Source organism: Streptosporangium jomthongense (assembly GCF_042650425.1).
Classification (GTDB): Bacteria; Actinomycetota; Actinomycetes; order Streptosporangiales; family Streptosporangiaceae; genus Streptosporangium.
In genome coordinates, this window is record NZ_JBHSBC010000012.1 from 594,289 (window position 1) to 619,677 (window position 25,389).

The 25,389-nt window shown below is 72.8% G+C and carries 27 protein-coding genes; 12 read left to right on the forward strand and 15 right to left on the reverse strand.

Features of this window, described 5'->3' with window-relative positions; translation table 11 throughout:
- Nucleotides 1-19: 19 nt before the first annotated feature.
- The 3 genes from ACFOYY_RS14375 to ACFOYY_RS14385 all read right to left on the reverse strand — a co-directional run bounded on the left by ACFOYY_RS14375 (nt 20) and on the right by ACFOYY_RS14385 (nt 1,568).
- Nucleotides 20-610, reverse strand: coding sequence for a DUF305 domain-containing protein (locus ACFOYY_RS14375; RefSeq protein ID WP_386190026.1), 591 nt, complete (start codon nt 608-610; stop codon nt 20-22).
- Between the two features lie 78 nt (nt 611-688).
- On the reverse strand, nt 689-1,069 hold the full coding sequence (locus ACFOYY_RS14380; protein ID WP_386190058.1) for a DUF6153 family protein: 381 nt from the start codon (nt 1,067-1,069) through the stop codon (nt 689-691).
- A gap of 31 nt (nt 1,070-1,100) precedes the next feature.
- Nucleotides 1,101-1,568 carry a MarR family winged helix-turn-helix transcriptional regulator gene (locus ACFOYY_RS14385; RefSeq protein WP_362910498.1) on the reverse strand — a complete coding sequence of 156 codons (468 nt, stop codon included), beginning with the start codon at nt 1,566-1,568 and terminating at the stop codon, nt 1,101-1,103.
- Between the two features lie 86 nt (nt 1,569-1,654).
- On the opposite strand from ACFOYY_RS14385, the gene ACFOYY_RS14390 reads away from it, so the two are divergent.
- Nucleotides 1,655-2,494 (forward strand): NAD(P)H-binding protein, encoded by an 840-nt coding sequence (locus tag ACFOYY_RS14390; RefSeq protein WP_386190027.1) that lies wholly within the window; start codon nt 1,655-1,657, stop codon nt 2,492-2,494.
- Nucleotides 2,495-2,609: 115 nt separating this feature from the next.
- On the opposite strand, the gene ACFOYY_RS14395 is transcribed toward ACFOYY_RS14390, so the two are convergent.
- The gene (locus ACFOYY_RS14395; protein WP_352008874.1) at nt 2,610-3,077 is read right to left on the reverse strand and encodes a Dps family protein; all 468 of its coding nucleotides are present in this window, start codon (nt 3,075-3,077) and stop codon (nt 2,610-2,612) included.
- A 114-nt stretch (nt 3,078-3,191) separates the two neighbouring features.
- Between ACFOYY_RS14395 and ACFOYY_RS14400 the strand changes: the two genes are divergently transcribed.
- The 4 genes from ACFOYY_RS14400 to mmuM all read left to right on the forward strand — a co-directional run bounded on the left by ACFOYY_RS14400 (nt 3,192) and on the right by mmuM (nt 8,866).
- Nucleotides 3,192-3,821, forward strand: coding sequence for a helix-turn-helix domain-containing protein (locus ACFOYY_RS14400; RefSeq protein WP_386190028.1), 630 nt, complete (start codon nt 3,192-3,194; stop codon nt 3,819-3,821).
- On the forward strand, nt 3,818-6,169 hold the full coding sequence (locus ACFOYY_RS14405) for a VIT domain-containing protein (RefSeq protein ID WP_386190029.1): 2,352 nt from the start codon (nt 3,818-3,820) through the stop codon (nt 6,167-6,169). The genes ACFOYY_RS14400 and ACFOYY_RS14405 overlap by 4 nt, the downstream gene beginning before the upstream one ends.
- A 141-nt stretch (nt 6,170-6,310) precedes the next feature.
- Nucleotides 6,311-7,942, forward strand: a complete 1,632-nt coding sequence (locus ACFOYY_RS14410) for a DUF885 domain-containing protein (RefSeq protein WP_386190030.1) — start codon at nt 6,311-6,313, stop codon at nt 7,940-7,942.
- Nucleotides 7,943-8,005: 63 nt separating this feature from the next.
- Complete coding sequence (gene mmuM, locus ACFOYY_RS14415; RefSeq protein WP_352008870.1) at nt 8,006-8,866, forward strand: homocysteine S-methyltransferase; 861 nt, start codon at nt 8,006-8,008, stop codon at nt 8,864-8,866.
- A 7-nt stretch (nt 8,867-8,873) separates the two neighbouring features.
- On the opposite strand, the gene ACFOYY_RS14420 is transcribed toward mmuM, so the two are convergent.
- Nucleotides 8,874-9,587 carry a lysophospholipid acyltransferase family protein gene (locus tag ACFOYY_RS14420; protein ID WP_352008869.1) on the reverse strand — a complete coding sequence of 238 codons (714 nt, stop codon included), beginning with the start codon at nt 9,585-9,587 and terminating at the stop codon, nt 8,874-8,876.
- Nucleotides 9,588-9,735: 148 nt separating this feature from the next.
- Between ACFOYY_RS14420 and ACFOYY_RS14425 the strand changes: the two genes are divergently transcribed.
- On the forward strand, nt 9,736-10,500 hold the full coding sequence (locus ACFOYY_RS14425) for an alpha/beta hydrolase (RefSeq protein ID WP_352008868.1): 765 nt from the start codon (nt 9,736-9,738) through the stop codon (nt 10,498-10,500).
- Nucleotides 10,501-10,546: 46 nt separating this feature from the next.
- Complete coding sequence (locus ACFOYY_RS14430; RefSeq protein ID WP_362775318.1) at nt 10,547-11,014, forward strand: hypothetical protein; 468 nt, start codon at nt 10,547-10,549, stop codon at nt 11,012-11,014.
- 60 nt (nt 11,015-11,074) lie between these two features.
- Here the strand turns inward: ACFOYY_RS14430 and ACFOYY_RS14435 are convergent, their stop codons facing one another.
- The 7 genes from ACFOYY_RS14435 to ACFOYY_RS14465 form a co-directional block, all read right to left on the reverse strand.
- Nucleotides 11,075-12,202, reverse strand: coding sequence for a hypothetical protein (locus ACFOYY_RS14435; RefSeq protein ID WP_386190031.1), 1,128 nt, complete (start codon nt 12,200-12,202; stop codon nt 11,075-11,077).
- 125 nt (nt 12,203-12,327) lie between these two features.
- On the reverse strand, nt 12,328-12,999 hold the full coding sequence (locus tag ACFOYY_RS14440) for an endonuclease/exonuclease/phosphatase family protein (RefSeq protein WP_386190032.1): 672 nt from the start codon (nt 12,997-12,999) through the stop codon (nt 12,328-12,330).
- A gap of 50 nt (nt 13,000-13,049) precedes the next feature.
- A complete protein-coding gene (locus tag ACFOYY_RS14445; RefSeq protein WP_352008864.1) occupies nt 13,050-13,994 on the reverse strand; it encodes an ROK family glucokinase in 945 nt (314 codons plus the stop codon).
- Nucleotides 13,995-14,016: 22 nt separating this feature from the next.
- The gene (locus ACFOYY_RS14450) at nt 14,017-14,472 is read right to left on the reverse strand and encodes a DUF5304 family protein (RefSeq protein ID WP_352008863.1); all 456 of its coding nucleotides are present in this window, start codon (nt 14,470-14,472) and stop codon (nt 14,017-14,019) included.
- Nucleotides 14,465-15,634 carry an ArsA family ATPase gene (locus ACFOYY_RS14455; RefSeq protein WP_352008862.1) on the reverse strand — a complete coding sequence of 390 codons (1,170 nt, stop codon included), beginning with the start codon at nt 15,632-15,634 and terminating at the stop codon, nt 14,465-14,467. The genes ACFOYY_RS14450 and ACFOYY_RS14455 overlap by 8 nt, the downstream gene beginning before the upstream one ends.
- 16 nt (nt 15,635-15,650) lie before the next feature.
- Nucleotides 15,651-16,088, reverse strand: a complete 438-nt coding sequence (locus tag ACFOYY_RS14460; protein ID WP_386190033.1) for an SRPBCC family protein — start codon at nt 16,086-16,088, stop codon at nt 15,651-15,653.
- A gap of 43 nt (nt 16,089-16,131) precedes the next feature.
- The gene (locus ACFOYY_RS14465) at nt 16,132-16,899 is read right to left on the reverse strand and encodes a metallophosphoesterase family protein (protein WP_352008860.1); all 768 of its coding nucleotides are present in this window, start codon (nt 16,897-16,899) and stop codon (nt 16,132-16,134) included.
- 196 nt (nt 16,900-17,095) lie between these two features.
- On the opposite strand from ACFOYY_RS14465, the gene ACFOYY_RS14470 reads away from it, so the two are divergent.
- From ACFOYY_RS14470 to ACFOYY_RS14490, 5 genes are all read left to right on the forward strand, one after another.
- Nucleotides 17,096-18,904 carry an AMP-dependent synthetase/ligase gene (locus ACFOYY_RS14470; RefSeq protein WP_362910512.1) on the forward strand — a complete coding sequence of 603 codons (1,809 nt, stop codon included), beginning with the start codon at nt 17,096-17,098 and terminating at the stop codon, nt 18,902-18,904.
- A gap of 160 nt (nt 18,905-19,064) precedes the next feature.
- Nucleotides 19,065-19,475, forward strand: a complete 411-nt coding sequence (locus tag ACFOYY_RS14475; RefSeq protein WP_352008858.1) for a TOBE domain-containing protein — start codon at nt 19,065-19,067, stop codon at nt 19,473-19,475.
- Nucleotides 19,476-19,491: 16 nt separating this feature from the next.
- Nucleotides 19,492-20,259 (forward strand): molybdate ABC transporter substrate-binding protein, encoded by a 768-nt coding sequence (gene modA / locus ACFOYY_RS14480; RefSeq protein WP_386190034.1) that lies wholly within the window; start codon nt 19,492-19,494, stop codon nt 20,257-20,259.
- Nucleotides 20,260-20,263: 4 nt separating this feature from the next.
- Nucleotides 20,264-21,076 (forward strand): ABC transporter permease, encoded by an 813-nt coding sequence (locus ACFOYY_RS14485; protein ID WP_386190035.1) that lies wholly within the window; start codon nt 20,264-20,266, stop codon nt 21,074-21,076.
- 29 nt (nt 21,077-21,105) lie between these two features.
- Nucleotides 21,106-22,146: an ABC transporter ATP-binding protein gene (locus ACFOYY_RS14490; RefSeq protein ID WP_386190059.1), complete on the forward strand. Its 1,041-nt coding sequence runs from the start codon at nt 21,106-21,108 to the stop codon at nt 22,144-22,146.
- Between the two features lie 9 nt (nt 22,147-22,155).
- Here ACFOYY_RS14490 and ACFOYY_RS14495 read toward each other — a convergent pair whose 3' ends face one another.
- From ACFOYY_RS14495 to ACFOYY_RS14505, 3 genes are read right to left on the reverse strand one after another with little or no spacing between them, the layout of a single operon-like run.
- Complete coding sequence (locus tag ACFOYY_RS14495; RefSeq protein ID WP_386190036.1) at nt 22,156-23,274, reverse strand: glycosyltransferase family 4 protein; 1,119 nt, start codon at nt 23,272-23,274, stop codon at nt 22,156-22,158.
- Nucleotides 23,271-24,560, reverse strand: a complete 1,290-nt coding sequence (locus tag ACFOYY_RS14500) for a M48 family metallopeptidase (protein ID WP_352008854.1) — start codon at nt 24,558-24,560, stop codon at nt 23,271-23,273. Before ACFOYY_RS14500 ends, ACFOYY_RS14495 begins: the two co-directional genes overlap by 4 nt.
- Complete coding sequence (locus tag ACFOYY_RS14505) at nt 24,557-25,339, reverse strand: hypothetical protein (protein ID WP_386190037.1); 783 nt, start codon at nt 25,337-25,339, stop codon at nt 24,557-24,559. The genes ACFOYY_RS14500 and ACFOYY_RS14505 overlap by 4 nt, the downstream gene beginning before the upstream one ends.
- Between the last annotated feature and the right edge of the window lie 50 nt (nt 25,340-25,389).

A 25,389-nucleotide genomic window follows, 5' to 3' on the forward strand; every position in this document is an offset into this window, starting at 1 on the left:
GCGCCCGGTCCCCCCGGGGCTATCGCAGCAGCCGCCTCATCGTGGCGATCTCCGCCGACTGGCCTGCGACGATGTCGGCGGCCATCCGCCTGGCCGGTTCGTGGACGCCTTCCGCCTGCTCCTGCCCGGCCATGGCGACGGCGCCCTCGTGGTGCTGGATCATCATCGTCAGGAACGCCCTGTCGAAGGCGGCGCCCTTGAGCCCCTTGAGCTCCTCCATGGCCTGGCCGGACATCATGCCGGGCATGTCGTGGTCCATGGGCATGCCCCGCTCACCCGGCACCTGCGCGCCCCAGGCGGTGAGCCAGCCGCTCATCGTCCGGATCTCCGGCTCCTGGGCCGCCTCGATCTTCCCGGCCAGCTCCTTGACCTGGTCGCTCACGGCCCGGCCCTCGGCCAGCTTCGCCATCTCCACCGCCTGGCGGTGGTGGGGGATCATCATCTGGGCGAACATGACGTCCTTGCCGTTGTGGTCGGCGGCCGGAGTGGAGGCCGCCGGCGCGTCCGGGGCGGATTCCACGGCGAGTGTGGTGCGCCCGGTGGAGCCACAGCCGGTGGCCGGCAGACCGGCCGCCGCGAGAACGAGTGCGAGAATGACGATGCGCTTCATGACGAACACCCTTCGTGTTCAACAAGGTGAATGAGAAGTCGGCGCTCGACGGTCAGAACGGACCGCCGAGTGCGGCTTCTACACCCGGATCACACAAAGCTGGGCGAGGGTCGGCCCTCTGGGGCGGGCGGTGGGCCCGCGCGGCAGCCCCCGAACGAGCGAGCGGGCCCGCGTCGGCACCGGCCGGCCGAGAACCGTCACGGCGGCGAGGAGCAGGAGTGCCGCTCCGGTGAGCAGGAAGGCCAGGCAGACCTGGCCGCCCATGTGACCTTCGTGGGAGGAGTCCGGCATCGGGGCACCGGCGCCGGAGGCGTGACCGAGCCCCATGGTCAGAACGCTCGCCGTGGGTGCCGGGCCGGGCGAGGGCTGCACCCCGTGCATGACGATCAGTCCGCACAGGACGGCGGCGACCAGCAGCAGCCCGCCCAGCGGGGCGAGTCTGCGAGCCGCGTTGCCCATTGCCACAGTCGTCACACTACCGGCCGCCCGGTCACGAAAGTTCCTCGACGGCGCGCTGGTAGGCGCCCAGGGTGTCGAGGAACATCCGGCGCTGTTCCGGGGTGAGCGGTTCGAGCGCCCTGCGCCAGGCGACGGCCCCCCTGGCCAGCCAGTCGTCGATCGCCGGGCGACCGGCCGCGGCGATGCTGACGATCCTGCGGCGCCGGTCGTCGTCGTCCTCGCGCCGCTCCAGGACGCCCTTGCGGCTCAGCTCACCGACCATCAGGCTCACCGTCGTCGGCGCGACCTCAAGGCGCGCGGCCAGCTCGTTCACCGTCATCGGCCCGTCGAACAGCAGGTAGGACAGCAGCGACAGATGCCGTGGCCCCAGCGCGAGCGACTGGAGCGGCTCGGGGACCGGCAGCCGTTTCACCCGCCCGACCATGCGCGGCATGAGCAGCAGCAACGCCCGGATCGCGTCGTCGACGCCCAGTCCGGGCCCCTCGTCTCCGCTTGACATGCCCCACCCCTCACAAATTACCTTTGCGAACAAAGGTATTTGGCTTCCAAAGCAAATCCATCGTAGCCGTACAGGGGGAATCGATCATGACCATCCTCGTCACCGGCGCCCGGGGCAACATCGGCGGCCGTCTCCTCACCCTGCTCGCCGAGGGCGGCCACCGGGTGCGCGGCTCGGCCAGGAACACCTCCGCACTGCGGCTGCCCGAGGGCGCCGAGCCCGCCGAGCTGGACGTCACCGACCCGCGCGGCGCCGAACAGGCCCTGCGGGGCGTCGAGACGATGTTCCTCTACCCCACCAGAGGCGAGACCGGCGCCTTCCTGAGGATCGCCGCCGAGGCGAGAGTGCGGCACGTCGTGCTGCTGTCCTCCCCCGCCGCCTACGAGGCCGGGGAGTACGACCGGCCCATCGGCCTCGTCCACCGGGCGGTCGAGCGGGCGCTGGAGGAGTCCGGCCTGCGGCACACCGTGCTGTATCCGAGCTGGCTGGCCACCAACGCCCGCCGAGACTGGGCCGGGGAGATCCGCGCCACCGGACGGGTCGGCATCGCCCATCCCGACGCGCAGGTCAACCCCGTCCACATCGACGACGTCGCCGAGGTGGCCGCGCGCCTGCTCACCGAGGAGGCGCACCGGGGCCGGAGGCAGGTGCTCACCGGCCCCCGGTCGATGCGCCTGCGTGAGGTCGTCGCGGCCCTCGGCGAGACCGTCGGCGCGCCCGTCGAGGTGGAGGAGCTGACCGTGGAGCAGGCGCTCGGACGGCGCGACCCCCGGATGCCCGAGCCGGTCCTGCGGACGCTCCTTGAGGTGACCGCCTCGGCCGTCGGCGTTCCCGCACCCGTCACCAACACCGTCGAACGGATCACCGGCCACCCCGCCCGCGAGTTCGCCGAGTGGGCGAGCGCGAACCGGGCCGACTTCCGATGACGCGGGGGCGCCCCGGCCACGACGGTCCGGAGCGCCCCCGAGCGGATACGGCACCTGTTCTGTGGATCCTTCACGTCCACCGCGGCCGCCCAGGCGGCGACCCACGGAACAGGTCCTAGCGCTGGGCCTCGATCATCCAGTGCTGTTCCTCCAGTTTCTGGGTGATCTCGATGAAGATGTCCTGGGTCACCGGATCGGCCTTCTCGGTCGCCTCGACGCGCTCACGCATCCTGCGGATGATCGATCCGAGGATGTCCGTCATCGCGGCGACGACCTTGCCGTCGTTGATGTAACCGGCCTCCAGTTCCGGCAGCTCGCTGGTCTTGGCGAGCGTCGAGGCGCGCCCGTCGGGGTTGCCCCCGAGAGCGACCGCCCGTTCGGCGACGGTGTCGGCGTACTCCCTGGCCGAGGCGACGATCTCGTCGAGCTGCAGGTGCAGCGAGCGGAAATGGTGGCCGATCACGTTCCAGTGGGCCTGCTTGCCCAGCAGCGACAGCTCCAGAAGATCCACGAGCGCGCCCTGGAGCGCGGTGATGACGACCTTCTTGTCCTCGCCCTTGAGCGAACTGGTGATCGCGGACATGTGGTGTCCTCCCCCTGCTTGCAGGATCGGTTTCCGTTTTGTACGGAAACGTCCCTACCCATCAATATGGCCCTTATGTTGACACTGTCATTGTGACAGTGTCACTATCGTCATATGGAATGGACCATCGGTGAGCTGGCGGAGCGGGCCTCCGCCGCGTTGTCCCCGACCGCCCAGCTCAACGGGCGGGTCAGGGACGTGCCCAACGAACGCCTCATCCGGTGGTACGCCACGATCGGCCTGCTCGACCCGCCCGCGTCCCGCCGGGGCCGCGTGGCCCTGTACGGCAGGCGTCACCTGCTCCAGCTCGTCGCCGTCAAACGCCGCCAGGCCGAGGGGCTGACCATCGCCGAGATCCAGGCCGAGCTGGCCGGGGCGAGCGACCAGACCCTTGAGGCCGTCGCCGACCTCCCCTCGCCGGCCTCTCCGAGCTCTCCGAGCCCTCCTGCGGGCCCTGCGGGCGGCGGCGGCGCGCGCCCGAGGTTCTGGGCCGAACCACCCAGGACATCCGCCCCCCGGCCGCGGGCGCGGCCCGTCCCCGCCCAGGTCAACGGCGTACGGCTGGCCGCCGGGGTGACGCTGCTGCTCGACGGCGGACATCCCCTCTCCCCCGGCGCGCTCGCCGACATCGGCGCCGCCGCGGAGACGCTCCTGGCAGTGCTGCGCGAGCACGGCCTTGTCCCCGGCATCCCCGGCAAACCCGACAACCCCGACAACCCCGATCACGGAGGGAACCAACCATGATCACCGAGATCACGGCGCTACGCCCCGAGGAGTGCGAGCCGGTCCCCGGCGCCGGTCTCGGGGCCCTCGTCACCGACCGGGGCAACCTGCCGCTGGAGAGCGTCGAGGTGACCGCGGGCGTCTGCGGCCTCGCCGCGGGGGTCGAGGTCGTCCAGACCTTCCGCAACCCGCACGAGGTGGCACTTGAGGCGACCTACGTCTTCCCACTGCCCGACCGCGCCGCCGTCACCTCCTTCACGATGGAGGCCGACGGCCGGGTCGTCGAGGGCGTCCTGAAGGAGCGCGGCCAGGCCAGGGCCGACTACGACCAGGCCGTCGCCGAGGGCAGGCGGGCCGCGATCGCCGAGGAGGACCGGCCCGACGTCTTCACCATCAGGGTCGGCAACATCGTGCCCGGCGAGCGGGTCACCGTACGCCTCGGGCTCGACCAGCCGCTCCCCTACGAGGACGGCGCGGCGACCTTCCGCTTCCCGCTGGTCGTCGCTCCCCGTTACGTCCCCGGCGCCCCGCTGGACGGTGAACGGGCGGGTGACGGCTGGGCGTGCGACACCGACGCGGTGCCCGACGCCTCCCGGATCACACCCCCGGTGCTGCTGCCCGGATTCCCCGACCCGGTCCGCCTGTCGCTGGCCGTCTCCATCGACCCCGCCGGTCTCGACCTGCGCGAGATCCGCTCCAGCCTGCACGTGGTCCAGGAGGAGGGGAACACCGTACGGCTGCGCCCCGGCGAGCGTCTCGACCGCGACTTCGTCCTGCGCCTGGCCTTCGACGCCTCGACCTCGCTGGCCCTGGTCCCCGACCCCGGGAAAGACCCCGAGGACGGTTCCGGGGAGGGCACGTTCACCCTGACCGTCGTGCCGGGCCCGGCCCAGGTCACGGACAGGGCGAAGGATGTCGTGCTGGTGCTGGACCGCTCGGGCAGCATGACCGGCTGGAAGATGGTCGCGGCCCGGCGCGCGGCGGCCCGCATCGTCGACACGCTCACCACCGGTGACCGGTTCGCGGTGCTGTCCTTCGACACCGTCGTCGAGGGTCCCGAGGGACTCGGCGAGGGATTGTCCGAGGCGAGCGACCGCAACCGCTACCGCGCGGTCGAGCACCTGGCGCGTCTTGAGGCGCGGGGCGGCACCGAGATGCTGGCCCCCCTCGAACGGGCGGCCGGTCTGCTCGCCTCCGGCGGGAGAGGCGGGAGAGACCGTGTCCTGGTGCTCGTCACCGACGGCCAGGTCGGCAACGAGGACCAGATCCTGGAACGGCTCGCCCCCCGCCTGGCCGGGACGCGGGTGCACACGGTCGGCATCGACAGAGCTGTCAACGCCGGGTTCCTGAGCAGGCTGGCCGGGATCGGCGCAGGCCGGTGCGAGCTGGTCGAGTCGGAGGACAGGCTCGACGAGGCCATGGAGCACATCCACCGCAGGATCGGCTCTCCTGTGGTCACCGGCCTGTCCCTGGAGGCCGACGGGCTCGGCCTGCTCCCGGACGGCGTCAGCCGTCTCGACTCGCTCTACCCGGGGGTCCCGCTCGTCGTCAGGGGACGTTACCGGGGCGCCGCCGAGGGCTCGCTGGCCGTACGGGGGACCGACGTCGCCGGGAACGCCTGGCGGCGGCGGGTCGCGGGGAGCGTGGCGGACGGCCCGGCCACCGGGGCGACCCGGGCGATCTGGGCGCGGGAGCGCCTGCGGGCGCTTGAGGACCGCTACGCCGCCGGGGACCACTCCCTGGAGGAGGAGATCGTCGCGGTCTCCCTGAGGTACGGCGTGCTCTGCCGGTTCACCGCGTTCGTCGCGGTCGACAGCCGGGTGGTGGCCGAGGGCGGCCCCGGGCACCGGGTGATCCAGCCGGTCGAGCCGCCCAGCGGGTGGGAGCGGCCGCTTCCCCCGGCGGCGGCGCCGATGTCGCTGACCGGGATGGCCGCCCCCATGAGCGCCGCGCCCGGGTTCGCGGCGGCGAGCTTCGGGGGCGCCCCCGTCCCGCCTCCCGCGCCGGGCGCCGCCGCTCCGCGCTCCGTTGCTCCACGTGTCGCCGCACCCGGCCCCCGCCCCCGGCTCGCCGGCCCCGCCCCGGTGGCTCCTCCCGCGCCCGCGCCGCTCGGTGAGCTGCTCGCCGGGGAGCTGCGCGGGCTGCGGGAGGCGGCGTCCCTGCCCGCCGCCGACCGGCTGCGTCATCTGGAGGACCTGGCGGGCAGGCTCGCCGCCCTGGCGGTCTCCCTGGGCGGTCACGCCGGGCTTGAGGCCCTGGTCGCACGGCTCCGGGCGGGCGGGGACGTGGAGGACCTGTGGCGCGAGACCCTCGAAGGGCTGGAGGAGCTGGGCCGTACCGGAAAACGCCGCTCTTTCTGGAGGCGATAACGGCCATTTCTTAGGAGATATAACCTATTTCATATGGAGGGTATAACGCGCCGCCACCACAGGGGATAGCTTCCTCTTATAAGGGTCAGGACGTTATGCGACAGGCGATTAGCCGCAGGTCAGGTTGGTTAAAGTTCCCGCGTGACCAGTCCCATTTTCTCTCTTTGTGATGAATATGTTTCGCGTTCGGCGGCGCTCGACCCGGTCGCCGCCGGAGCGGCGGGCATCGCCGTCGAGTTCGCCGCCGCGTCGGACTACGGCCCGGACGGCCACGCCGCGCGGGCCGCCCTGATCAGCGAGACATTGACCAGGCTCGCCACCCTGCGCCCCCAGGGTGAGGCGGATGTGCGGGCGGCCGCCCATCTGCGGGAACGTCTTGAGGCCGAACGCGCCTGGCACGAACTCGGCGAGCCGCTGCGCGCGGTGCAGGCGCCTTTCGGGCTCGTCAACGACCTGCGTGACAGCGTGGACCTCCTGCCGAACGGCACCGACGACGAGTGGCGTGACGTGGCGGCCAGGCTGGCGGCGATGCCCGAGATGCTGGACGGCTGGCGGACGAGCCTGGAGACCGGCCTGTCCAGGGGACTGCGGGCGGCCCGCCGCCAGGCTCTGGAGTCGGCGACCCAGGCCCGGCTGCTGGCCGACGGCGGCACCCACAATCCGCTGCTCGCCCGGTACGGCGACGGGCCGGTGCGGCAGGATCTGGCCAGGGGGGTCGCCGCCGCCCACGCCGCCTACGCCCGGATCGCCCGCTACCTGCGTGACGACTACGCGCCCATGGCCGAGGAGGCCGACGCGGTGGGCGCGGAGCGCTACGCGGCGGCCGCGAGGATCAGCCTGGGCGCCGACATCGACCTGGTGGACGCCTACGAGTGGGGCTGGGCCGAGCTCGAACGCATCGAGACCGAGCTCGCCGTCGAGGCCGAGCGGGTCAAGGCGGGCGCCTCGGTCGAGGAGGCGACGGAGATCCTCAACGACACCCAGTACGTCGTGGGCCGCGACGCCTACCGCGACTGGCTTCAGGAACGCCACGACAGGGCGGTCGAGAGGCTGCACGGCACCCACTTCGACATCGCCGAGCCGCTGCGCCGGGTGGACGTCACGCTGGCCGTCGGCTCCTCCTCCGGGGCGCCCTATTACACCTCGCCGAGTGAGGACCTGTCGCGGCCGGGCCGTACGTGGTGGCCGGTCAGTGAGGACAGGAACCGGTTCGAGACCTGGCCGGAGCTGACCACGGTCTTCCACGAGGGCGTTCCCGGGCACCATCTGCAGTTCGGCGCGACCAAGGTGGCCGGGGAGAGCCTGTCCCGCTTCGGCAGGAACTCCTGGGTGAGCGGGCACGGGGAGGGCTGGGCGCTGTACGCCGAACGGCTGGCCGACGAGCTGGGCTGGTTCACCGAGCCGGGCACCCGCCTCGGCATGCTCGCCGGGTCGGCGCTCCGGGCGGCCAGGGTCGTCGTGGACATCGGCGTCCATCTGGACCTGCCGCTGCCCGACGGGTCGCGGTGGACCTTCGCCAAGGCCTGCGAGGTGCTGGGCGAGCGGGGCAGGTGTGAACCGCACCGCATCCACGCCGAGATCGTCCGCTACTTCGGCTGGCCCGGCCAGGCGATCTCCTACAAGCTCGGGGAGCGGGCCTGGCTGGCCGCCAGGCAGGAGGCCAGGACGCGCCTGGGCGCCGCCTTCGACCTGCGCCGCTGGCACACCTCCGCCCTTGAACTCGGCCCGGTCGGCCTGTCCAGCCTAGCCGAGGCCCTGCGCCGGATCGGCTGAGCGCCGGGTGGCCGGGGAGGGGGCGTCCTCCCCGGCCACCCGTTACACCCATAAAGTGATGGAATGACGGTTCTCGACGGCGGGCTGGCCACACATCTCGAAGCGCTCGGCGCGGACCTGCGCGACGAGCTCTGGTCGGCGAAGCTCCTGATCGAGAACCCCTCGGTGATCCGTCAGGCGCACCTCGACTACTTCGCCGCCGGGGCCGACGTCGCCACCACCGCCAGTTACCAGGCGAGTGTTCCCGCCTTCGTCCGGCGCGGGCTGAGCGCCGTCCAGGCCGAGCGGCTGATCCTGCTCTCGGTACGGCTCGCGACCGAGGCCAGGGACGCGACCGGCCGGGGCGCGGTCGCCGCCAGCGTCGGCCCCTACGGCGCGGCCCTGGCCAACGGCGCCGAGTACACCGGCGACTACGACCTCGACGAGGACGGCCTGTTCGCCTGGCACCGGGACCGCTGGCACATCCTGGCGGGCTCCGGGGCGGACCTGCTGGCCTGCGAGACCATCCCGTCCCTGGCCGAGGCACGGGCGCTGCGGCGGCTGCTCGACGAGACGCCGCAGACCCGGGTGTGGGTGAGCTTCTCCTGCCGCGACGGCGGTCACATCAGTGACGGCACCCCGCTGCGCCAGGCCGCCGCGCTGTTCGCCGGTCACCCGGGGGTGGTCGCGGCCGGCGTCAACTGTGTCGCGCCGAGCCACGTCCCCTCCCTCATCAAGGAGGTCACGGACGTGCCCGTGGTGGTCTACCCCAACTCCGGTGAGACCTGGAACGCCGCGGAGCACCGCTGGGAGGGCCTGGCCGACCCCGCCGAGTACGGCGCCGCCGCCGCGGAGTGGCACGCGGCCGGCGCCTCCTTCGTGGGGGGCTGCTGCCGTACGACGCCCGAGCACATCCGCCGGATCCGTGAGCGTCTGCCTGACTGAGCGGCGCTCAGCCCCGGCCTCCCTTGGCCGCCTCCCTGGCGGCACGGGCGGCCTCGACCTTGGCGCTCGCTGCGTACTTGTCGACGTACTCCTGGCCGGACAGCTCCATCAGGGCGTACATGATCTCGTCGGTGACGGCGCGCAGGACCAGGCGGTCCTCCTCCATCCCGTAGTAACGGGAGAAGTCGAGCGGCTTGCCGAACTTCACGCCGGGGCGGATGCCGAGCCTGGGCAGGGGGCGCCCCGGCGGCATCATCTCGAAGGTGTTGACCATCGCCCACGGGATGACCGGGACACGCGACTCAAGCGCCAGCCTGGCCACGCCGGTCTTGCCCTTGTAGAGGCGCCCGTCGTGCGAGCGGGTCCCCTCGGGGTAGATGGCCAGGACCTGCCCCTCGGTCAGGATGCGCTTGCCGGTGCGCAGCGCCGCCTCGCTGGCCTTCCCGCCGGAGCGGTCGATCGGGACGGTGCCGACGCCGCTGAAGAAGGCCCGGCTGAGCACGCCCTTGATCCCGCGTCCGGTGAAGTAGTCGGACTTACCGAGGGAGATGACCTTTCTGGGCAGGAACAGCGCCCCGAAGAAGTGGTCGGCGAACGACAGGTGGTTGCCGGCCAGGATCACCGGGCCCTCTCTCGGCACGTTGTCCACCCCCTCCGCCCACGGGCGGAAGATGAAATGGAGGAAGGGCCAGAGGATGGCCTTCACCACCCAGTAGAACACGCGAGGCTCCTTCGGTCGGCATGTGGGACCTGGAGCAATCCTCCCACCTCCCGGACGGACCACCTACATCGCCAAACCACACATATCGACCTCTCGCAAAACACGCCCCAGTCGTGCGACGATCGGGCGAACCTTACAAGGAGCTGCGATGCCAGTCATGCCCGGCGCGGAGCCGTACCACCACAGAGGGGGACGGGTCGGGGTTCTGCTCTGTCACGGATTCACCGGGTCGCCGCAGTCGCTGCGTCCCTGGGCGGAGCACCTGGCCGCCGCGGGCCTGAGCGTCGAGCTTCCCCGGCTGCCCGGCCACGGCACCACCTGGCAGGAGATGAGCCACACCCGCTGGGAAGACTGGTACGCCGAGCTGGACAGGGCGCTGGCGGGCCTACGCGGCCACTGTGACGAGGTCTTCACCGCCGGGCTCTCCCTGGGCGGCTGCATGGCGCTGCGGCTGGCCGAGGTGCACGGCACGGGCATCAGGGGGGTCGTGGTCGTCAACCCGTCGATCGCCAACGACGTCCCCATGCTCGCCCTGGCGCCGCTGCTCGGGCTGTTCGTCTCCTCGGTGCGGGGCGTGGCAGGGGACATCAAGAAGGAGGGGGCGAGGGAACTGGGCTACAGCCGTACCCCGGTCAAGGCCGCCGCCACCCTCCCCCGGCTGTGGGCGCTGACCCAGTCGGAACTGCACAAGGTCACCCAACCGGTACTGGCTTTTCACAGCCCGCAGGACCATGTGGTGAAACCAACTAGTTTGCGAATTTTGCGTGAAAAGCTAACCGGGGGGAACCTTGATGTTGTGGAACTCAACGACAGTTACCACGTCGCCACCCTCGACAACGACGCGGACCGGATCTTTGCGGGGAGCCTGGAGTTCATCAACGCGAACGCCTCTGTACCCTTGCAGGGAGAGTGAAGGCAGGCGGGGCATGCGTGGTCTCCGGGAGGGACGGGCCAGCTAAGTGACACCCCAGAGCGATGAGGACGAGGTCTGGCGTCAGATCGTCGCCTCCTTCAACGACACCTCCGAGCTGGACTCGGCCGATCAGCCGTGGCCGGACAGCGAGAACCTCCCCGCCGGCCCTCCCAGGAGGGTCGTCAAACCGCCGGAGGAGGCGCGCCAGCCGCTGCCCGAGGAGTTCGCGGGCCTCGGCCGGGGCGGCGAGGCGGAGACCGAGGACGATGAGGGGCACTACGTCCCTCCGCCGCCGCCTCCGCTGCCCAAGACCGACACCGCGACCAAGCTCGCGTGGCTGGCCCTGTTCGGCGGCCCCGCCTACCTGCTGCTGAGCGCGGCGCTGAGCTGGCGGCTGCAGGGGTGGATGCTGTTCACCGCCGTGGCGGCCTTCATCGGCGGCTTCGTGGCGCTGGTCGTGCGGATGGGCGACGGCCCGCCGACCGACGGCTGGGACGACGGCGCCGTCGTCTGAGGACGGGCCGACGCAACGGCCCGGCTCCGATCCCGCGCGCCCCGGGAGCCGGGGCGGGCCTCAGGGCTCGACCGGCCGCCCGGCCGCGCCGAACCGCTCGACCACGTCCGTGTAGCGGCCCGAGGCGTCGACCACATGGCCGACGGTCCACACCGTCCCGGTGGCCGTCAGGTAGGTCACCGACTGCAGCCTGATCGTCCTGGGGGCCGCGCCGTCCGCGCCGCGCACCGTCTTGACCCTGTGACCGTCGTAGGTGAGCAGGAACGCCTCTCCCGGGCGCTCCATGTCCACACCGGAGATCCAGAAACGGCCCTTCCTGTCGCCGGTCACGCCGTACAGGCGCACGTCGTCGCCGGGGGCCTTCACCCTCGACCAGCGTTTGCCGTTCCACGACAGGATCAGCGGGCCGACCCCGCCCGACCTCAGGTAGACGCCGCCGACGGCCAGCGCCCGCTTCGGCGAGTCGAAGTAGACATCCCGCAGGTAGCCGCCGGGCACCGCCGGGACGGAGACCTGCTTCCAGCGGTTCCCCGACAGCCGGACGACCAGCGGCCCCGTGCCGGTGTCGCCGACCGCCAGCCCGTCGCCCTTGCCGGACAGCGCGACGCCGTACAGGGTGCCCCTGCCCTTGATCTGGGTGAGCTTCCACTTCGTGCCGGTCTGGGTGAGGACCAGCGGCTGCTCGCCCCGGCGGCCGACCGCGGCCATCCGTCCGGGGAGCGCGGCGACCCCGGCGAGCCAGTCGCCGACGTGCAGCTTGTCGACGACCACCCGGTCGAAGGTGGTCCCGCTGCCCGAGGCGAGGTACGGCAGGCCGTCGTGGCCCTCACCGACCGCCCACACCTGGCCGGGCGCGGCGGCCACCGAACGCAACAGCCCCGCGCCCGTCGGATCGTTGCGGATGCCGACCTCGGTCCAGGTGCTGCCGTTCCAGTGGGTGAGCGCGCCGCGGCTCTGCCAGATGTCCCACACGCTCTCCTGGCCGACCGCCCAGATGTCGGAGGTCGAGACGCCCGCGACGTCGGACAGCGATCCGTCGCTGCTCAGCCGCGCGCTCGTCGGCGCCTGCCACGCCTCCGCGACGGAGGCGGGACGGGGGTCGGCGTGGGCGGGCGGCGACAGAGAGGCCGTCAGGAGCAGTCCTCCCGCGCACAGCGCCAGCGCACGCCGCGGAAGGCGACGGGTCATGCCCCAAATGGTACGGCGCCCGGCACGGCCCGTGTGCGTGCCCGCTGTAGTTGCCCTCCCGACGGAGATCTCGGGGAGAGGCCCCGGCCCCGTCCTTTCCCGATCTCGGCGCCCCGTCGCGCCCCTCAGCCGGGTCTCTCGCCGGAGAACGACAGCTCCGCGAGCACCGGCAGGTGGTCGGTCGCCAGCCGCAGGTCACCGGGATCGGCCCCGGCCACACCGCAGGAGACCACCCGCGCCCCGGGCGCCGCGAAGACCGCGTCGATGCGCACGTGCGGCGCCCGCGAGGGGAAGGTGAGGCCGTCGCCGCGCGGCGCGAGCGGGTAACAGTCGGTCAGCCGTTCCGTGATGAGCCGCCAGGCCGGCTCCCCCGCCTCCTCGTTGACGTCCCCGGCCAGCACGGGCAGCGCGCCGAAGCGCTCGGCGACCTCCCCGAGCATGGAGAGCGCCTGGCCCGCGTGGTGGGCCCTCGCGGCCGGGTCGAGGTCGAGGTGGACCGAGCCGACCGCGACCCGGTGCCCGCCGTACTCCACGACGGCCATCGCGATCGCGCGCTGTTCGAGGCCGGGAAAGAACCGCAGCAGCCGCCCCCGCCCGTGCAGCGGCCGTACGGCGGGGCCCGTCAGCACCGCCACCCCGCCCAGGCGGCGGCCCGCGACCACGGACATGCCTCCCGAGGCGGCCAGCCGCCCACGTCTGCGGCGCCAGCGCCAGAACCTCGGCGCCTCCTGCACGCACAGCACGTCGGCGCGCAGGGCGGTGATCACCCGCCCGAGCGCGGCCTGGTCGTCCTTCATCGAACGGACGTTGTAGGTGGCGATCCTGAGCGGCGCCGTCGGCGGCTCCCTCAGCGGATCCTGGCCAGGTCCGCGGCTCCGACCAGCCCGGCGGAGGCGCCGAGCTCCGCCAGGCGGATCTCGGCGATCGGGCGGTGCCCCCGGCCGGTCACGTTGGCGGCGAACGCCTCCCTGACCCGGTCGATCCACAGGTCGGCGGCGGTCGAGACGCCCCCGCCCAGGACGAAGCAGCCGGGGTCGAGGATCGCGGTCAGGTCGCACAATCCCTGGGCCAGCCAGTCGGCCATCGAGGAGAAGGCGGCGAGCGCGGCGTCGTCGCCCCTCCTGGCCGCCTCGGTCACGAACCTGCCCTCGATCAGCTCCGGCGTCCCGCCCGCGAGTTCGAGCAGCGTGGCGGCGCGGCCGGGATCGGCGCCGGCGATCAGCCTGGCCTCGGCGACCAGGGCGTTGCCGCTGGCGTACTGCTCCCAGCAGCCGAGGTTGCCGCAGCCGCACAGACGGCCCTCGGGGACGACCTGCATGTGGCCCAGCTCGGCTCCCATGCCCCAGCGGCCGCGGAAGAGCGCGCCGTCGAAGACGATGCCGCCGCCGATGCCGGTGCCGACCGTGACGCACACCAGATGGCTCTCGCCGCGTCCCGCGCCGAACCTCGCCTCGCCCCACGCCATGGCGTTGGCGTCGTTCTCCACCACGACGGGCAGGCCGACCAGGGCGGAGACCTTCTTCTGCAGCGGCTCCTCGCGCCAGGCCAGGTTGGGCGCGAAACGCACCAGGGAGCGCGTCTCGTCGACGAAACCCGCGGCGCCGAGCCCGACGGCCTCGACCTCCCGGCCCTCGGCCAGCTCCCCGACCACCTCGGCGATGCTCTCCGCGACCCGTTCGGGGTCGGTGGCCGGGGTCGGCCGCAGGAGATGCTCGACGATGCGGCCGTCCTCGTCCACGACGCCCGCCGCGATCTTGGTGCCGCCGATGTCAACGCCGATGGTCAGCGCCATTACCCGTCCTCTCTCCCCGGACTCATCCCAGGTCGATGTGCTCCACAGGGGTCTCCCGCTCACGCTCACGCGCCCGCTGCCCCGGCGAGGGCCGGTTAAGCCCGTCGACGGCCGACCTGAACGCGGCGAAGAGCTCACTGCCCGCCTGCGTCAGGTGATCGACGACCGCGCCGCCCGCCTCGCGCTGCGCGGCCATCGCCCGGCAGACGGGGCAGGCCCGGCAGATGTACTCGTCGTGCTCGGAGACCGCCTCCTCCCACACGTCCCGGCTTCTCCCGCCACCGGTGAAACCACCGGTGAAGGCGCCGCCGAGCCCGCCGATCGTGCCCTTGACCAGGCCCTTGCGCAGCTCTTTGGCCGCCTTCTGCTGGATCGTCTCGAAGAGTTTGAACGCCTCCTCGGCCGCGTTGCCCAGCGGGTCCCTGCCGTCGCCCGTGGCGCCGGTTCCCGTCGTCGTGTTCTCGGTCTTCTCAGTCATCAGGCCCTCCCGTCTCGAACCGTACCCGGAGAAGGCCGTCGCGGAGCACCGCCTCCCGTACGGCTCTGCGCGCCAGGGCCGCGGGCAGCGCCAGAACCCTGCGGTGGAAGCCCGCGTCGACGATCAGTTCGTCGCCCTTGCGCGCCACGTTCACCTGGCTCCTGTCGGCCAGCGGCAGCGCCAGGACGAGCTCTCCCTCCGGGGTGATCCGCAGCGGCGGATCGCCCTGCGGCGGGGCGAACGGATCGGCCTGGCCGTACATGGCCTCGGCGACCCGGGCCAGGGCCGCGGGGCCGACGGGCTCGGCCTCAAGGTAGGGGACCGTGTGCACGGGCAGCGGGGCGAAGGACTCGGCGACCTCGGCCAGCCGCGCCGCCTGGGCCCGCACCCACCCGCTGCGCCACGGGTCGGCGCCCTCACCCGGGAAGACCCGGTTGGCGATCACCGCGTCCACGCGGTAGCCGTACAGACTGAGGGAGGTGAGCGTACGGCGGGCCTCGGCGAGCACGACCGCCTCGGGGGTGAGCACGAGCCGGACGCTGGCCGAGGGGCCGGTGAGCAGCTCGCGGACCTCCAGCAGGCCGCGGTGGAACCGTTCCCCCGCTCCGATCACCTGGTCGTCGGGGACGCTGACCTGGGCCACCCTGCGCACCAGCGGCGCGACCGCGCGCAGCAGCCGCCTGCCCGCGGGCAGCAGCCGGTTGACGTGCCAGTCGAGGGCCTCCGGCAGGGCGAGCAGCCTGAGCGTCTCGGCGGTCGGCGCGCAGTCGACGACGACCACGTCCCACGCCCCGGCGCGGGCGTGCTCACGCAGCTGCAGCAGGGCGAGGACCTCCTCGGCGCCGGGCAGCACCGTGATCTCCTCGGCGGTGATCTCGTCGAGGCCGAGTTCGGCGAACAGTCCCCTGGCGTAGTCGCGCAGCTCGCCCCACTGGCGTTCGAGCGCCCGCTGGGTGTCCACCTGGTGCAGGTAGAGCCCGGGGACGACCTCGGCCGGCTCACCCTTGGCGTCGACGCCGAGCGCGTCGGCGAGCGAGTGGGCGGTGTCGGTCGAGACCACGATCGTCTTCAGACCCTCCCCTGCCGCCCGTACGGCGGTCGCCGCCGCCGCGGTCGTCTTGCCGACACCACCCTTGCCGGTGAACAGCAGGATCCTGGTCACGAACCCTCCCCCTGGGTCAGGAACCCTCGACGCGCTTCTTCAACCCTCTCAGGGCGGTGTCGATGATGACCTTCTCCGCCTTACGCCTGACCATGCCGATCATCGGAACCTTGAGATCGACCGCCAGCTCGTAGGTCACCTCGGTGCCGCCACGCGTCTCGGTCAGGCGGTAACTCCCGGTGAGCCCAGAGATCATCCTGCCCGTCTCGGTGACACTCCAATCGACGGATTCGTCCCCGTGCCAGACGTAACCGAGGGTGTACTCGTCGCTGATCACCCCGGCGTCCAGGGAGAACCTGACGGTCTCCGGCAGGCCGTCGGACCCGGTGGACAGGACGCGCGCCGTTCTCACCTGTCCCGCCCACTCGGGATACGCCGGGAAGTCGGCGATCGCCTTCATGACAGTGGGCCGGTCTGCGGCGATGACGATGTTCGAGGTGGTGCGGTCAGCCATGGGTTCACCGTACTCTTTCGACCGTTCCGCGACGATCTCCGGCTCACCACTCAAGCGCGAAGGGCACTCCCCTGCCGCGGAAGTGCCCGACGTTGAGGCACTCGGTCCTGCCGACGCGGGTGCGGGCGGCCAGCGGCTGGTGGACGTGGCCGAAGAGCGCGTAGCGCGGCTGGGTGCGCCTGATCGCCTCAAGGGTGGCCTCGCTGCCCCGCTCGAAGCGCCGGGCGACCACGTCGTAGAGCAGTTCGGGGATGGCCGGGGGGATGTGACAGCACAGCACGTCCACCTCGCCGACCGCCTCGACCTTGCGCGCGAACTCCTCGTCGTCGATCTCGTTCGGCGTCCGGTACCGCGTGCGCAGCCCACCGCCGACGAAGCCGAAGCGCAGGCCGCCGATCTCGACGCTCTGCCCGTCGAGCACGTGGTGCCCGTGCCGGACGTAGTCCGGCCAGTAACGCGGCACGTCCACGTTGCCGTGGGTGATGTAGGCGGGCGTCGGCATCGCGGCGAAGATCTCGGCGTACTGCCCGCGCACCAGGCGCTCGATGTGGTCGGCGGGATCACCGTCGAGCGAGGCCCACAGCTCGGCCGTCATCCGCCTGGCCTCGTCGAAGCGGCGGGCCGTCCGCAGCCCGACGAGCCTCGTCGCCGCCTCGGCGCCGAACAGCTCGGGGAAGATGCCCTGGGAGTGGTCGGCGTAGTCGACGAACAGGATCAGGTCTCCCAGGCAGACCAGCGCGTCGGCGCCGTCCGCCGCGCGGGCCAGGGCGTCCGCTCTTCCGTGTACATCGCTGACGACGTGGACCCGCATTCCGCCATCCTAGGTCGCCCGCGCCCCGCCGTCCCGGATGCCGTCTCGGGCGCCGCGACACGGACGGCCGGACATCGATCAGGAGGTCACGCCCGGCGGGGCTGATACCGTGAGACCGCCCCCGGGAACGCCTGGTGAGGAATCCGCCGTGACGACCTCCAGGCGTCCGCCGACCGCGCGTCCTCTGGAGTCACCCGTGCGTGAGTACAGCGTCCCCGTGCTCGTGGATGTCCCCCTCTCCTCCAGCCTGACCGACACGGTCTTCCTGCGCGGCGAACGGGAGCCCGGCAGGGTCTCGCTGCGCCGCAAGTCCGGCGACGACTGGGTCGCCGTGACCGCGGGCGAGTTCCGCGATCAGGTCCTCGCGGTGGCCAGGGGGCTGGTGGCGGCCGGGGTCGAGGCAGGTGACCGGGTGGCCCTGATGTCGCGGACCCGCTACGAGTGGACCGTGATCGACTACGCGATCTGGACGGCGGGGGCCGTCGGCGTGCCGATCTACGAGAGCTCCTCGGCCGACCAGGTCAGGTGGATCCTCTCCGACAGCGGCGCGCGGGCGGTCTTCGTCGAGCTGGACGCGCACGAGGAGACGGTGCGCGAGGCCACGGCCGACCTTCCCGGGCTCGGCCACGTGTGGAACATCGAGGGCGGGGCCCTGGCCAAACTGGCCGAGGACGGCGCCGGGGTGGACGAGCGGACGGTCGAGGAGCGCAGGAGCGGGCGCGGCGGGAACGACCTGGCGACCATCGTCTACACCTCGGGCACGACGGGCCGCCCGAAGGGCTGCGCGCTGACCCACGACAACCTGCTGTTCACCGCGAGGAACGTCGCGGCGGGCCCGCTCGAACCGCTGTTCACCGCCGACAGCGCGGCGTTGCTCTTCCTGCCGCTCGCGCACGTCTTCGCCCGAATGATCCAGCTCGTGCTGCTGGAGACGGGCACGGTCCTGGCTCACTCCCCCAACATGAAGAACGTCGCCCCCGACCTGCGGGGCTTCAGGCCGACGTTCCTGCTGGGCGTGCCCAGGGTGTTCGAGAAGGTCTACAACGCCGCCGAGCTGAAGGCCACCGTGGAGGGCAAGGGGAAGATCTTCCACGCCGCCGCCACGACGGCCATCGCCTGGAGCCGCGCCGAGTCGGCGGGCGGCGCCGGGTTCGGGCTCAACCTCAGACGCGCCCTGTTCGACAGGCTGGTGTACGGCAAGCTCCGCGCGGCCACCGGCGGCAGGCTCTCCGCGGCCGTCTCCGGCGGTTCGGCGCTGGGTGAGCGGCTCTCGCACTTCTTCAGGGGCGTCGGCATCGAGGTCTACGAGGGCTGGGGCCTGACCGAGACCTCGGCGCCCTCTGCCGTCAACCAGCCGGGCGCCAACAAGATCGGAACCGTCGGCAAGCCGTTCCCCGGCGTCACGATCGGCATCGCCGACGACGGTGAGGTGCTGGTCAAGGGCCGCCACGTCTTCAACGGCTACTGGAACGACGAGAAGGCGACCGCCGAGGTCGTCGACACCGACGGCTGGTTCCACACCGGCGATGTCGGCGAGCTCGACCGGGACGGCTACCTGCGCATCACCGGGCGCAAGAAGGAGATCATCGTCACCGCCGCGGGCAAGAACGTCTCCCCCGGGCCGATGGAGGACCGCATCCGCGCCCACCCCCTGGTCAGCCAGGCGATGGTGGTCGGCGACGGCAGGCCGTTCGTCGCGGCGCTGGTGACGCTCGACCCGGAGGCGCTCGACCGGTGGAAGACGGCCAACGGCAGGGCGGGGGCGAGCGTCGCCGACCTCAGCCACGACCCGGCGATCCACGCCGAGGTGCAGAAGGCCGTCGACGAGGCCAACAGGGCGGTCTCGAAGGCCGAGCAGATCAAGAAGTTCACCGTGCTCGACATCGACCTCACCGAGGAGAGCGGGCACGTCACCCCCTCGATGAAGATCAAGCGCGCCGTGGTCGCCCGTGACTTCGCCGACCGGATCGACGCCCTGTACGGCGGCGCCGTGCACACCCCCTGACCGCTCCTCTCTCCGCCGCGGTGACCGGCCAGGTCACCGCGGCTTTCACATTCCCGCACCCCGAGCGTCGCGGATGCGGCACCAGGACGCCCTCTGGTCACGTGCCTGCGAGAGAGCCCGGCTCTTGTGCCTGGAATATGCGAAGGTATGGTGATTGTTCGTGACGACGTTTCGGATCAGCGAAGCCGCCACGCTGCTCGGGGTCAGCCCCGACACCGTCCGCAGGTGGATCGACGCCGGCAGGCTCGCCGCCCGCCGGGACGGCAACGGCCACCGGACGGTCGAGGGGGCCGACCTGGCCGCCTTCGCCCGCTCGCAGATCGAGACGGGCGGCGGCTCCGGGCGCTCCTCGGCGCGCAACCGCCTGCGCGGGATCGTGACCGAGGTGATCAAGGACTCGGTGATGGCCCAGGTGGAGATCGCCGCCGGGCCGTACCGGGTGGTTTCGCTGATGAGCCGCCAGGCCGCCGACGAACTCGGCCTGGAGGCGGGAGTGGTGGCGGTCGCCGTGATCAAGTCCACCAACGTCGTCGTGGAGATCGCCGATCCCGCTCGCACGGTGGGTCAGTAAGGAGACCTCGTTGCCCATGCGGCCGACCACCTTCCGCCCCGTCCTCGCCCTCGCCCTCGTGCTCACGACGGCCCTGTCCGGCTGCGGCTCCCGGGACACCTCCTCCGGCGGGGCGACGACGCTGACCGTGTTCGCCGCGGCGTCGCTGACCGGAACGTTCACCGAGCTGGGCAGGGTCTTCGAGGCCGAGAGCCCGGGCACCACGGTGCGGTTCAACTTCGGCTCAAGCGCCACGCTGGCCCAGCAGATCGTCCAGGGCGCCCCCGCCGACGTCTTCGCCGCCGCCAGTCCCGCCACGATGAGGACCGTCACCGACGCCTCCCTGGCCGCGGCCCCGGTCACGTTCGTGCGCAACACGCTGCAGATCGCCGTGCCCGTGGACAACCCCGCCAAGGTCGACGACCTGAAGGATCTCACCGGCCCCGGGGTCAAGGTCGCCCTGTGCGCCGTTCAGGTGCCGTGCGGCGCCGCAGCCGCCAAGGCGCTCGACGCCGCGGGCCTCAAGGTCACCCCGGTCACCCTGGAGCAGGACGTCAAGGCGACCCTGACCAAGGTCGAACTCGGCGAGGTGGACGCCGCCCTGGTCTACAGGACCGACGTGATCGCCGCCGGGGGCGGGGTCAGGGGCATCGGCTTCCCCGAGGCGGGCAAGGCGATCAACGACTACCCCGTCGCGACGCTGACCAAGGCACCCGCCCCCGGCCTCGCCAGGAGGTTCGTCGACCTGGTGCTGTCACCCCGGGGCAGGGACGTGCTGACCAGGGCGGGCTTCGAGGCCCCCTGATCCCGTGACACGCTCCCGGAGCAGGACATACGGGAGCCGGGGCCGCCCGCCCTGGCTTCTGCTGCTGCCCGCCCTCCTGGGCGTCGTCTTCCTGGTCCTGCCGCCGGCCGGGCTGCTGCTGCGCGCGCCCTGGCCGACCATGGCCGCGCGGCTGGCCGAGCCCCAGGTACTGCAGGCGCTGCGCCTGTCGCTGGTGACCGCGACCCTGGCCACGCTCGCCTGCCTGCTGCTCGGCGTACCGCTGGCCTGGCTGCTGGCGCGGGTCTCCTTCCCCGGGCGGCGCCTGCTGCGCGCCCTGATCACCGTCCCCCTGGTGCTGCCCCCGGTGGTCGGCGGGGTCGCGCTGCTGCTGGTGCTGGGACGGCGCGGCCTGGCCGGCCGGTGGCTCGACGAGACCCTCGGCGTCAGCCTGCCCTTCACCACCGCCGGGGTCGTGGTCGCCGAGGCCTTCGTCGCCATGCCGTTCCTGGTCATCAGCGTCGAGGGGGCGCTGCGCGCCGCCGACACGCGTCTTGAGGAGGCCGCGGCCACGCTGGGCGCCTCCCGGCTGACCGTCTTCCGCCGGGTGACCCTGCCGCTGGTCGCCCCCGGCGTGCTGGCCGGGGCCGTACTGTGCTGGGCCCGCGCGCTCGGCGAGTTCGGCGCGACCATCACCTTCGCCGGGAACTTCCCCGGCAGGACCCAGACCATGCCGTTGGCGGTCTATCTGGCGCTGGAGACCGAGCCCGAGGCGGCCGTCGTGCTCAGCCTCGTCCTGCTGGCCGTCTCCGTGGTCATCCTGGCCTGCCTGCGTGACCGCTGGACGGGCACGCCGTGAGCCCGCGCGAGCGGTGGCCGCAGGGCCCCATGACCCTGCGGGCCCGCGTCGTCGTCACCAGGCCCTCCTTCCGCCTCGACATCGGCCTGACCGTCGCCCCCGGCCAGGTCGTCGCGCTGCTCGGCCCGAACGGCGCGGGCAAGACGACCGCGCTGCGCGCCCTGGCCGGGCTCACCCCCATGGACGACGGCCACATCACCCTGGACGGGCGCCCCCTGCACACGCTGCCGGCCGAACACCGCCCGGTCGGCATGGTCTTCCAGGACTATCTGCTCTTCCCCCACCTCTCCGCCCTGGAGAACGTCGCCTTCGGACCGCGCTGCCAGGGAGCAGGCCGGGCGCGGGCACGCCGTACGGCCGCCGAATGGCTGAGGCGGGTCGGCCTTGAGGAGCACGCGGCGACCAGGCCGGGGCGCCTGTCGGGCGGGCAGGCCCAGCGGGTCGCCCTGGCCCGCGCCCTTGCCGCCGAGCCGCGCCTGCTGCTGCTGGACGAGCCGCTGGCCGCGCTGGACGCCCACACCCGGCTGGAGATCCGCTCCCGGCTGCGCCGCCACCTGGCCGACTTCGACGGCGCGACCGTCCTGGTCACCCACGACCCGCTGGACGCCATGGTCCTGGCCGACCTGCTGGTCGTCGTCGAGGACGGCACGGTCGTGCAGGAGGGCACCCCGGCCGAGGTGGCCCGCCGCCCGCGCACCGACTACGTCGCCCGCCTGGTCGGCCTCAACCTCCACCGCGGCGTCGCGACAGGCTCGCACGTCACGGTCGGCACCGGTGACGGGGTGCGCTTCAGCGTGGCCGAACCCGTCGAGGGCCCGGCGTTCGTCGCGTTCGCCCCCTCCGCGGTCGCCCTGTACCGGACCCGCCCCGACGGGAGTCCGCGCAACCTGTGGCGGGCCGTGATCGAGGGCGTGGAACGCCACGGCGACAGCGTCCGCGTGCACCTGGAGGGGCCGCTGCCCGTCGCAGCCGACGTCACCACCGCCGCGGTCGCCGAGCTGGGCCTGGCCCCCGGGCAGTCGATCTGGGCCTCGGTCAAGGCGACCGAGACCCACGCCTATCCGGCCTGACCCGGCCGCTCAGGGCCCGGCGTCGAGCAGATGGGCGAAGCGGCCGGTGACGTGGCTCCAGTCCCACTCCCGCTCGGTCCAGGCGCGCCCGCGCTCCCCCATCTCCCTGGCCCGCGCCGGGTCGCCGAGCAGGCGGACCAGTGCCCCGGCGACCTCCTCCGGGCGGGAGCCGTCGACGACCAGGCCCGTCTCGCCGTCCAGCACCGCGTCCGGGGCGCCGCCTGAGGAGCCCGCGACCACGGGCAGCCCGGTCGCCGAGGCCTCCAGGTAGACGATGCCGAGCCCCTCCACGTCGAGACCCCCCAGCCTCGTACGGCACGGCATGGCGAAGACGTCTCCCGCGTCGAGATAGCCGGGCAGCGACGCCCACGGGACCGGGCCGGTCATCATGACCGAGCCGCCCAGGGGCCGGGCCAGGCGTTCCAGCGCGCCCCGGTAGGGGCCGCCGCCGACGATCAGCAGGACCGCCTCGGGAACCGCGCCGAGCACCCGGGGCCAGGCCCGCAGCAGGACGTCCTGGCCCTTGCGCGGCACGAGCCTGGACAGGCAGACCACGACGGGACGCCCCCGCAGGCCGAGTGCGGCGCGGACCGCCTCACCCCCGGCGCCGGGGCGGAACAGGCCGGTGTCGACGCCGGGGGCGAGCCGTACCAGGCGGTCCTGGGGGATCACCCTGGCCAGGCGCCGCCGGGTGTACTCCCCCAGGTAGGTCACCGTGTCCGCGTGCGCGCCGATCCTGGCCAGCAGTCTTCCGACGGCCGGGACCGCGGCCCAGGCGGCCTCGTGGCCGTGGGTGAGCATGACGATCCGCCGCGCCCCGGCCGCGCGCATCCTGGGCGCGAGCAGGCCGAGCGGCGCCGCCGCCCCGAAGACCACCGTCTCGCACTTGAACTCGGCCACCAGCCGGGCGGCCCTGCGGGCGACCTGCCGGGTGGGCAGCATCAGGGAGGTGGGGTGACGCACGACCGGGTACGGCTGCCGCGCGTCGAAGGCCGTGGCCCCCGGCCAGCTCGGGGCGTAGACCACCACCGTCTCCGGCGGGCGGCCCGCGGCCAGGCCGTGCACGAACGACTGGATGCCCCCGGCCCTGGGCGGGAAGTCGTTGGTGACGATCAGTGTGCGGGTCACGGTTCCCCGGCGCCGTTCAGCAGGGCCCAGGAGCGGGCCATGGCGATGCGCTGCGGTGTCGTGGGATGAGACACATAGAGCAGATATTCAATGACATCTGGGGACAAATCAGAAATGTTGGTGATCGCGAGCCGCTTCTGCATGGCCGTGAACGTCTCGGGCCGCCGTGTCAGGTCGAGCGCGTGCGCGTCGGCGCGGGCCTCGATGTGCCTGCTGATCACGTTCTGCGCCGGGCCCGACAGCACGGTCGCCAGACTCAACAGCCCCATCAGGAGCCCGACCGCCCTGGGGTCGGCGGCCGAGGGGACGCCGGTGCGACGCCGTACCGGACCGGCCGAGGTGATCAGGTAGAGCAGACAGGCCCCGCAGGCGGCGCCGAGCGCGCCGACGAGCGTGCCGTACAGCACGTCGCCCGCCTTGGCGTGGCCGAGCTCGTGCGCCACCACCAGCTCGACCTCGTCGGCCGGGGCCCGCAGCAGCGTGTCGTAGACCACGATCCTGCGGGTCGCGCCGAACCCCGAGACGTAGGCGTTGAGCGCGGTCGTACGCCGGGAGGCGTCGGCCACGAGCACGTCCTCGACCGGGACGCCGTCCTTGGCCGCCATGTCGAGCAGGCCGGAGCGCAACTCCCCCGCGGCCATGGGCTTGAAGTCGTTGAACAGGGGCTCGACGACCACCGGGTAGGCGAAGGAGGCGAGCATGGTCAGCGCGAAGGCCCCGATCGCCGCGGGCAGCCACCACCGCCGGTAGCGGCGGGCCAGCCCGACCACGGCGACCACCATGATCGCCGTCAGCACGGCGCCGACCGCGGTGTTCTTGATCCGGTCGGCCGACCACGACGCCCAGGTCTGGGTGGACAGGCCGTACTCGCGCAGATAGGTCTCCGCCCACATGCCGAACGGCCAGCGCAGCACCGCGACGGCCACGGAGATCACCAGCACGCCGAGCAGCGCCCGCAGCCACCACGGCCCCCGCAGGCGGCCCAGCAGCCGCGCGCCGAGCGGGGTGGCGACCAGCACCCCGGCCACGACCAGCGTCAGGCCCAGGGACAGGTAGGACGGCAGGCTCACCGCGGCGTCGAACGCCTCCGCCCTGGCGATCTGCGCCGGGGTGAAGTCACGGGCCGGGTCCGGCGCGACGTACGGCGCCGCCTCGGGCAGCGCCCGCCACGGCGTGGTGAACGCCACGACCGCCAGCGTGATCGCCCCCAGGACGGCGAGCGCGATCCCCGCTCCCCTGGCCCCGCCCCGCTCCCGCGCCGGTGTCTCCTCCACGCTCCGCGTCATGAGAGTTCCCTCCGGAGATGGTCGCGCCACGCGGCGGTGAACTCCGCGCGCGACAGGCCCAGCGTGCTGCCGACATCGCTACCGTAAAGCCTCACCAGCGCCTTCTCACCGAAGCGCTCCGCGACGTACCGGCACGCGAGCCAGGCCTCCTCGTAGGCCTGCGCGAGTCTGGGGGCGCCGGGGGCGAAGCCGTCCCCGCCGGGAAGCTCCGTGGGCAGGACGCCCGCGCGCACCTCGGCCGCGAGCTCGGCCGCAACGGTCCTGACGGCGATCCCCGCGTCCCGGTAGCCCACGTAGTCGGCGAACCCCTCCGACAGCCACATCGGGACCCGCCCGCCCCTGGTGGCGCCGGTCGCCAGATGGGTCAGCTCGTGGGTGATCACCACGTCCCTGCCGGTCTCGCTGAGCCTGGCGTATCCCGTCGGCACCACGACCACCCGGTCCGCGGTCGCCAGCGCGGCCAGCCCGCCGGTCCGCGCCGTCCCCGCGAGCTCCGCGGCCTCGTCGTCGGTCGCGGGGACCACGACCACCGCCCTGACCGGCCCCCAGACCCGCGCGATCGTACGGCAGGCGCGGTCGGCCCTGGCCGCGAGATCACGCAGTTCGGCGGGCGGGACACGGTGGCCGACGACAAGGGAGCGCTCGCCCCGGACCACCTCGGCGGCGCCGGGCCACAGGTCGCGGGCCGTCTGCGGCGTGGGCCTCGCCCCGCCGAGCCCGGCGCCCGCCAGCGCGAGCATCCCGGCGAGCACGGCGCGGCGCCCCTTCGGGACGGACATGGCAGCCGATGCTAGCCGACGCCCCGGCCGGAACGTTCCCCGGCAGGCGG

What these genes read in the sequence shown, in the direction of transcription:
- ACFOYY_RS14435 (WP_386190031.1), bottom strand. Translation starts at nt 12,202, where the DNA reads ATGACCCGTCGCCTTCCGCGGCGTGCGCTGGCGCTGTGCGCGGGAGGA.
- mmuM (WP_352008870.1), top strand. Translation starts at nt 8,006, where the DNA reads ATGACGGTTCTCGACGGCGGGCTGGCCACACATCTCGAAGCGCTCGGC.
- ACFOYY_RS14505 (WP_386190037.1), bottom strand. Translation starts at nt 25,339, where the DNA reads ATGTCCGTCCCGAAGGGGCGCCGCGCCGTGCTCGCCGGGATGCTCGCG.
- ACFOYY_RS14450 (WP_352008863.1), bottom strand. Translation starts at nt 14,472, where the DNA reads ATGACTGAGAAGACCGAGAACACGACGACGGGAACCGGCGCCACGGGC.
- ACFOYY_RS14440 (WP_386190032.1), bottom strand. Translation starts at nt 12,999, where the DNA reads ATGAAGGACGACCAGGCCGCGCTCGGGCGGGTGATCACCGCCCTGCGC.
- ACFOYY_RS14500 (WP_352008854.1), bottom strand. Translation starts at nt 24,560, where the DNA reads ATGACGCGGAGCGTGGAGGAGACACCGGCGCGGGAGCGGGGCGGGGCC.
- ACFOYY_RS14460 (WP_386190033.1), bottom strand. Translation starts at nt 16,088, where the DNA reads ATGGCTGACCGCACCACCTCGAACATCGTCATCGCCGCAGACCGGCCC.
- ACFOYY_RS14490 (WP_386190059.1), top strand. Translation starts at nt 21,106, where the DNA reads ATGACCCTGCGGGCCCGCGTCGTCGTCACCAGGCCCTCCTTCCGCCTC.
- ACFOYY_RS14375 (WP_386190026.1), bottom strand. Translation starts at nt 610, where the DNA reads ATGAAGCGCATCGTCATTCTCGCACTCGTTCTCGCGGCGGCCGGTCTG.
- modA (WP_386190034.1), top strand. Translation starts at nt 19,492, where the DNA reads ATGCGGCCGACCACCTTCCGCCCCGTCCTCGCCCTCGCCCTCGTGCTC.
- ACFOYY_RS14465 (WP_352008860.1), bottom strand. Translation starts at nt 16,899, where the DNA reads ATGCGGGTCCACGTCGTCAGCGATGTACACGGAAGAGCGGACGCCCTG.
- ACFOYY_RS14405 (WP_386190029.1), top strand. Translation starts at nt 3,818, where the DNA reads ATGATCACCGAGATCACGGCGCTACGCCCCGAGGAGTGCGAGCCGGTC.
- ACFOYY_RS14445 (WP_352008864.1), bottom strand. Translation starts at nt 13,994, where the DNA reads ATGGCGCTGACCATCGGCGTTGACATCGGCGGCACCAAGATCGCGGCG.
- ACFOYY_RS14425 (WP_352008868.1), top strand. Translation starts at nt 9,736, where the DNA reads ATGCCAGTCATGCCCGGCGCGGAGCCGTACCACCACAGAGGGGGACGG.
- ACFOYY_RS14400 (WP_386190028.1), top strand. Translation starts at nt 3,192, where the DNA reads ATGGAATGGACCATCGGTGAGCTGGCGGAGCGGGCCTCCGCCGCGTTG.
- ACFOYY_RS14380 (WP_386190058.1), bottom strand. Translation starts at nt 1,069, where the DNA reads ATGGGCAACGCGGCTCGCAGACTCGCCCCGCTGGGCGGGCTGCTGCTG.
- ACFOYY_RS14385 (WP_362910498.1), bottom strand. Translation starts at nt 1,568, where the DNA reads ATGTCAAGCGGAGACGAGGGGCCCGGACTGGGCGTCGACGACGCGATC.
- ACFOYY_RS14395 (WP_352008874.1), bottom strand. Translation starts at nt 3,077, where the DNA reads ATGTCCGCGATCACCAGTTCGCTCAAGGGCGAGGACAAGAAGGTCGTC.
- ACFOYY_RS14390 (WP_386190027.1), top strand. Translation starts at nt 1,655, where the DNA reads ATGACCATCCTCGTCACCGGCGCCCGGGGCAACATCGGCGGCCGTCTC.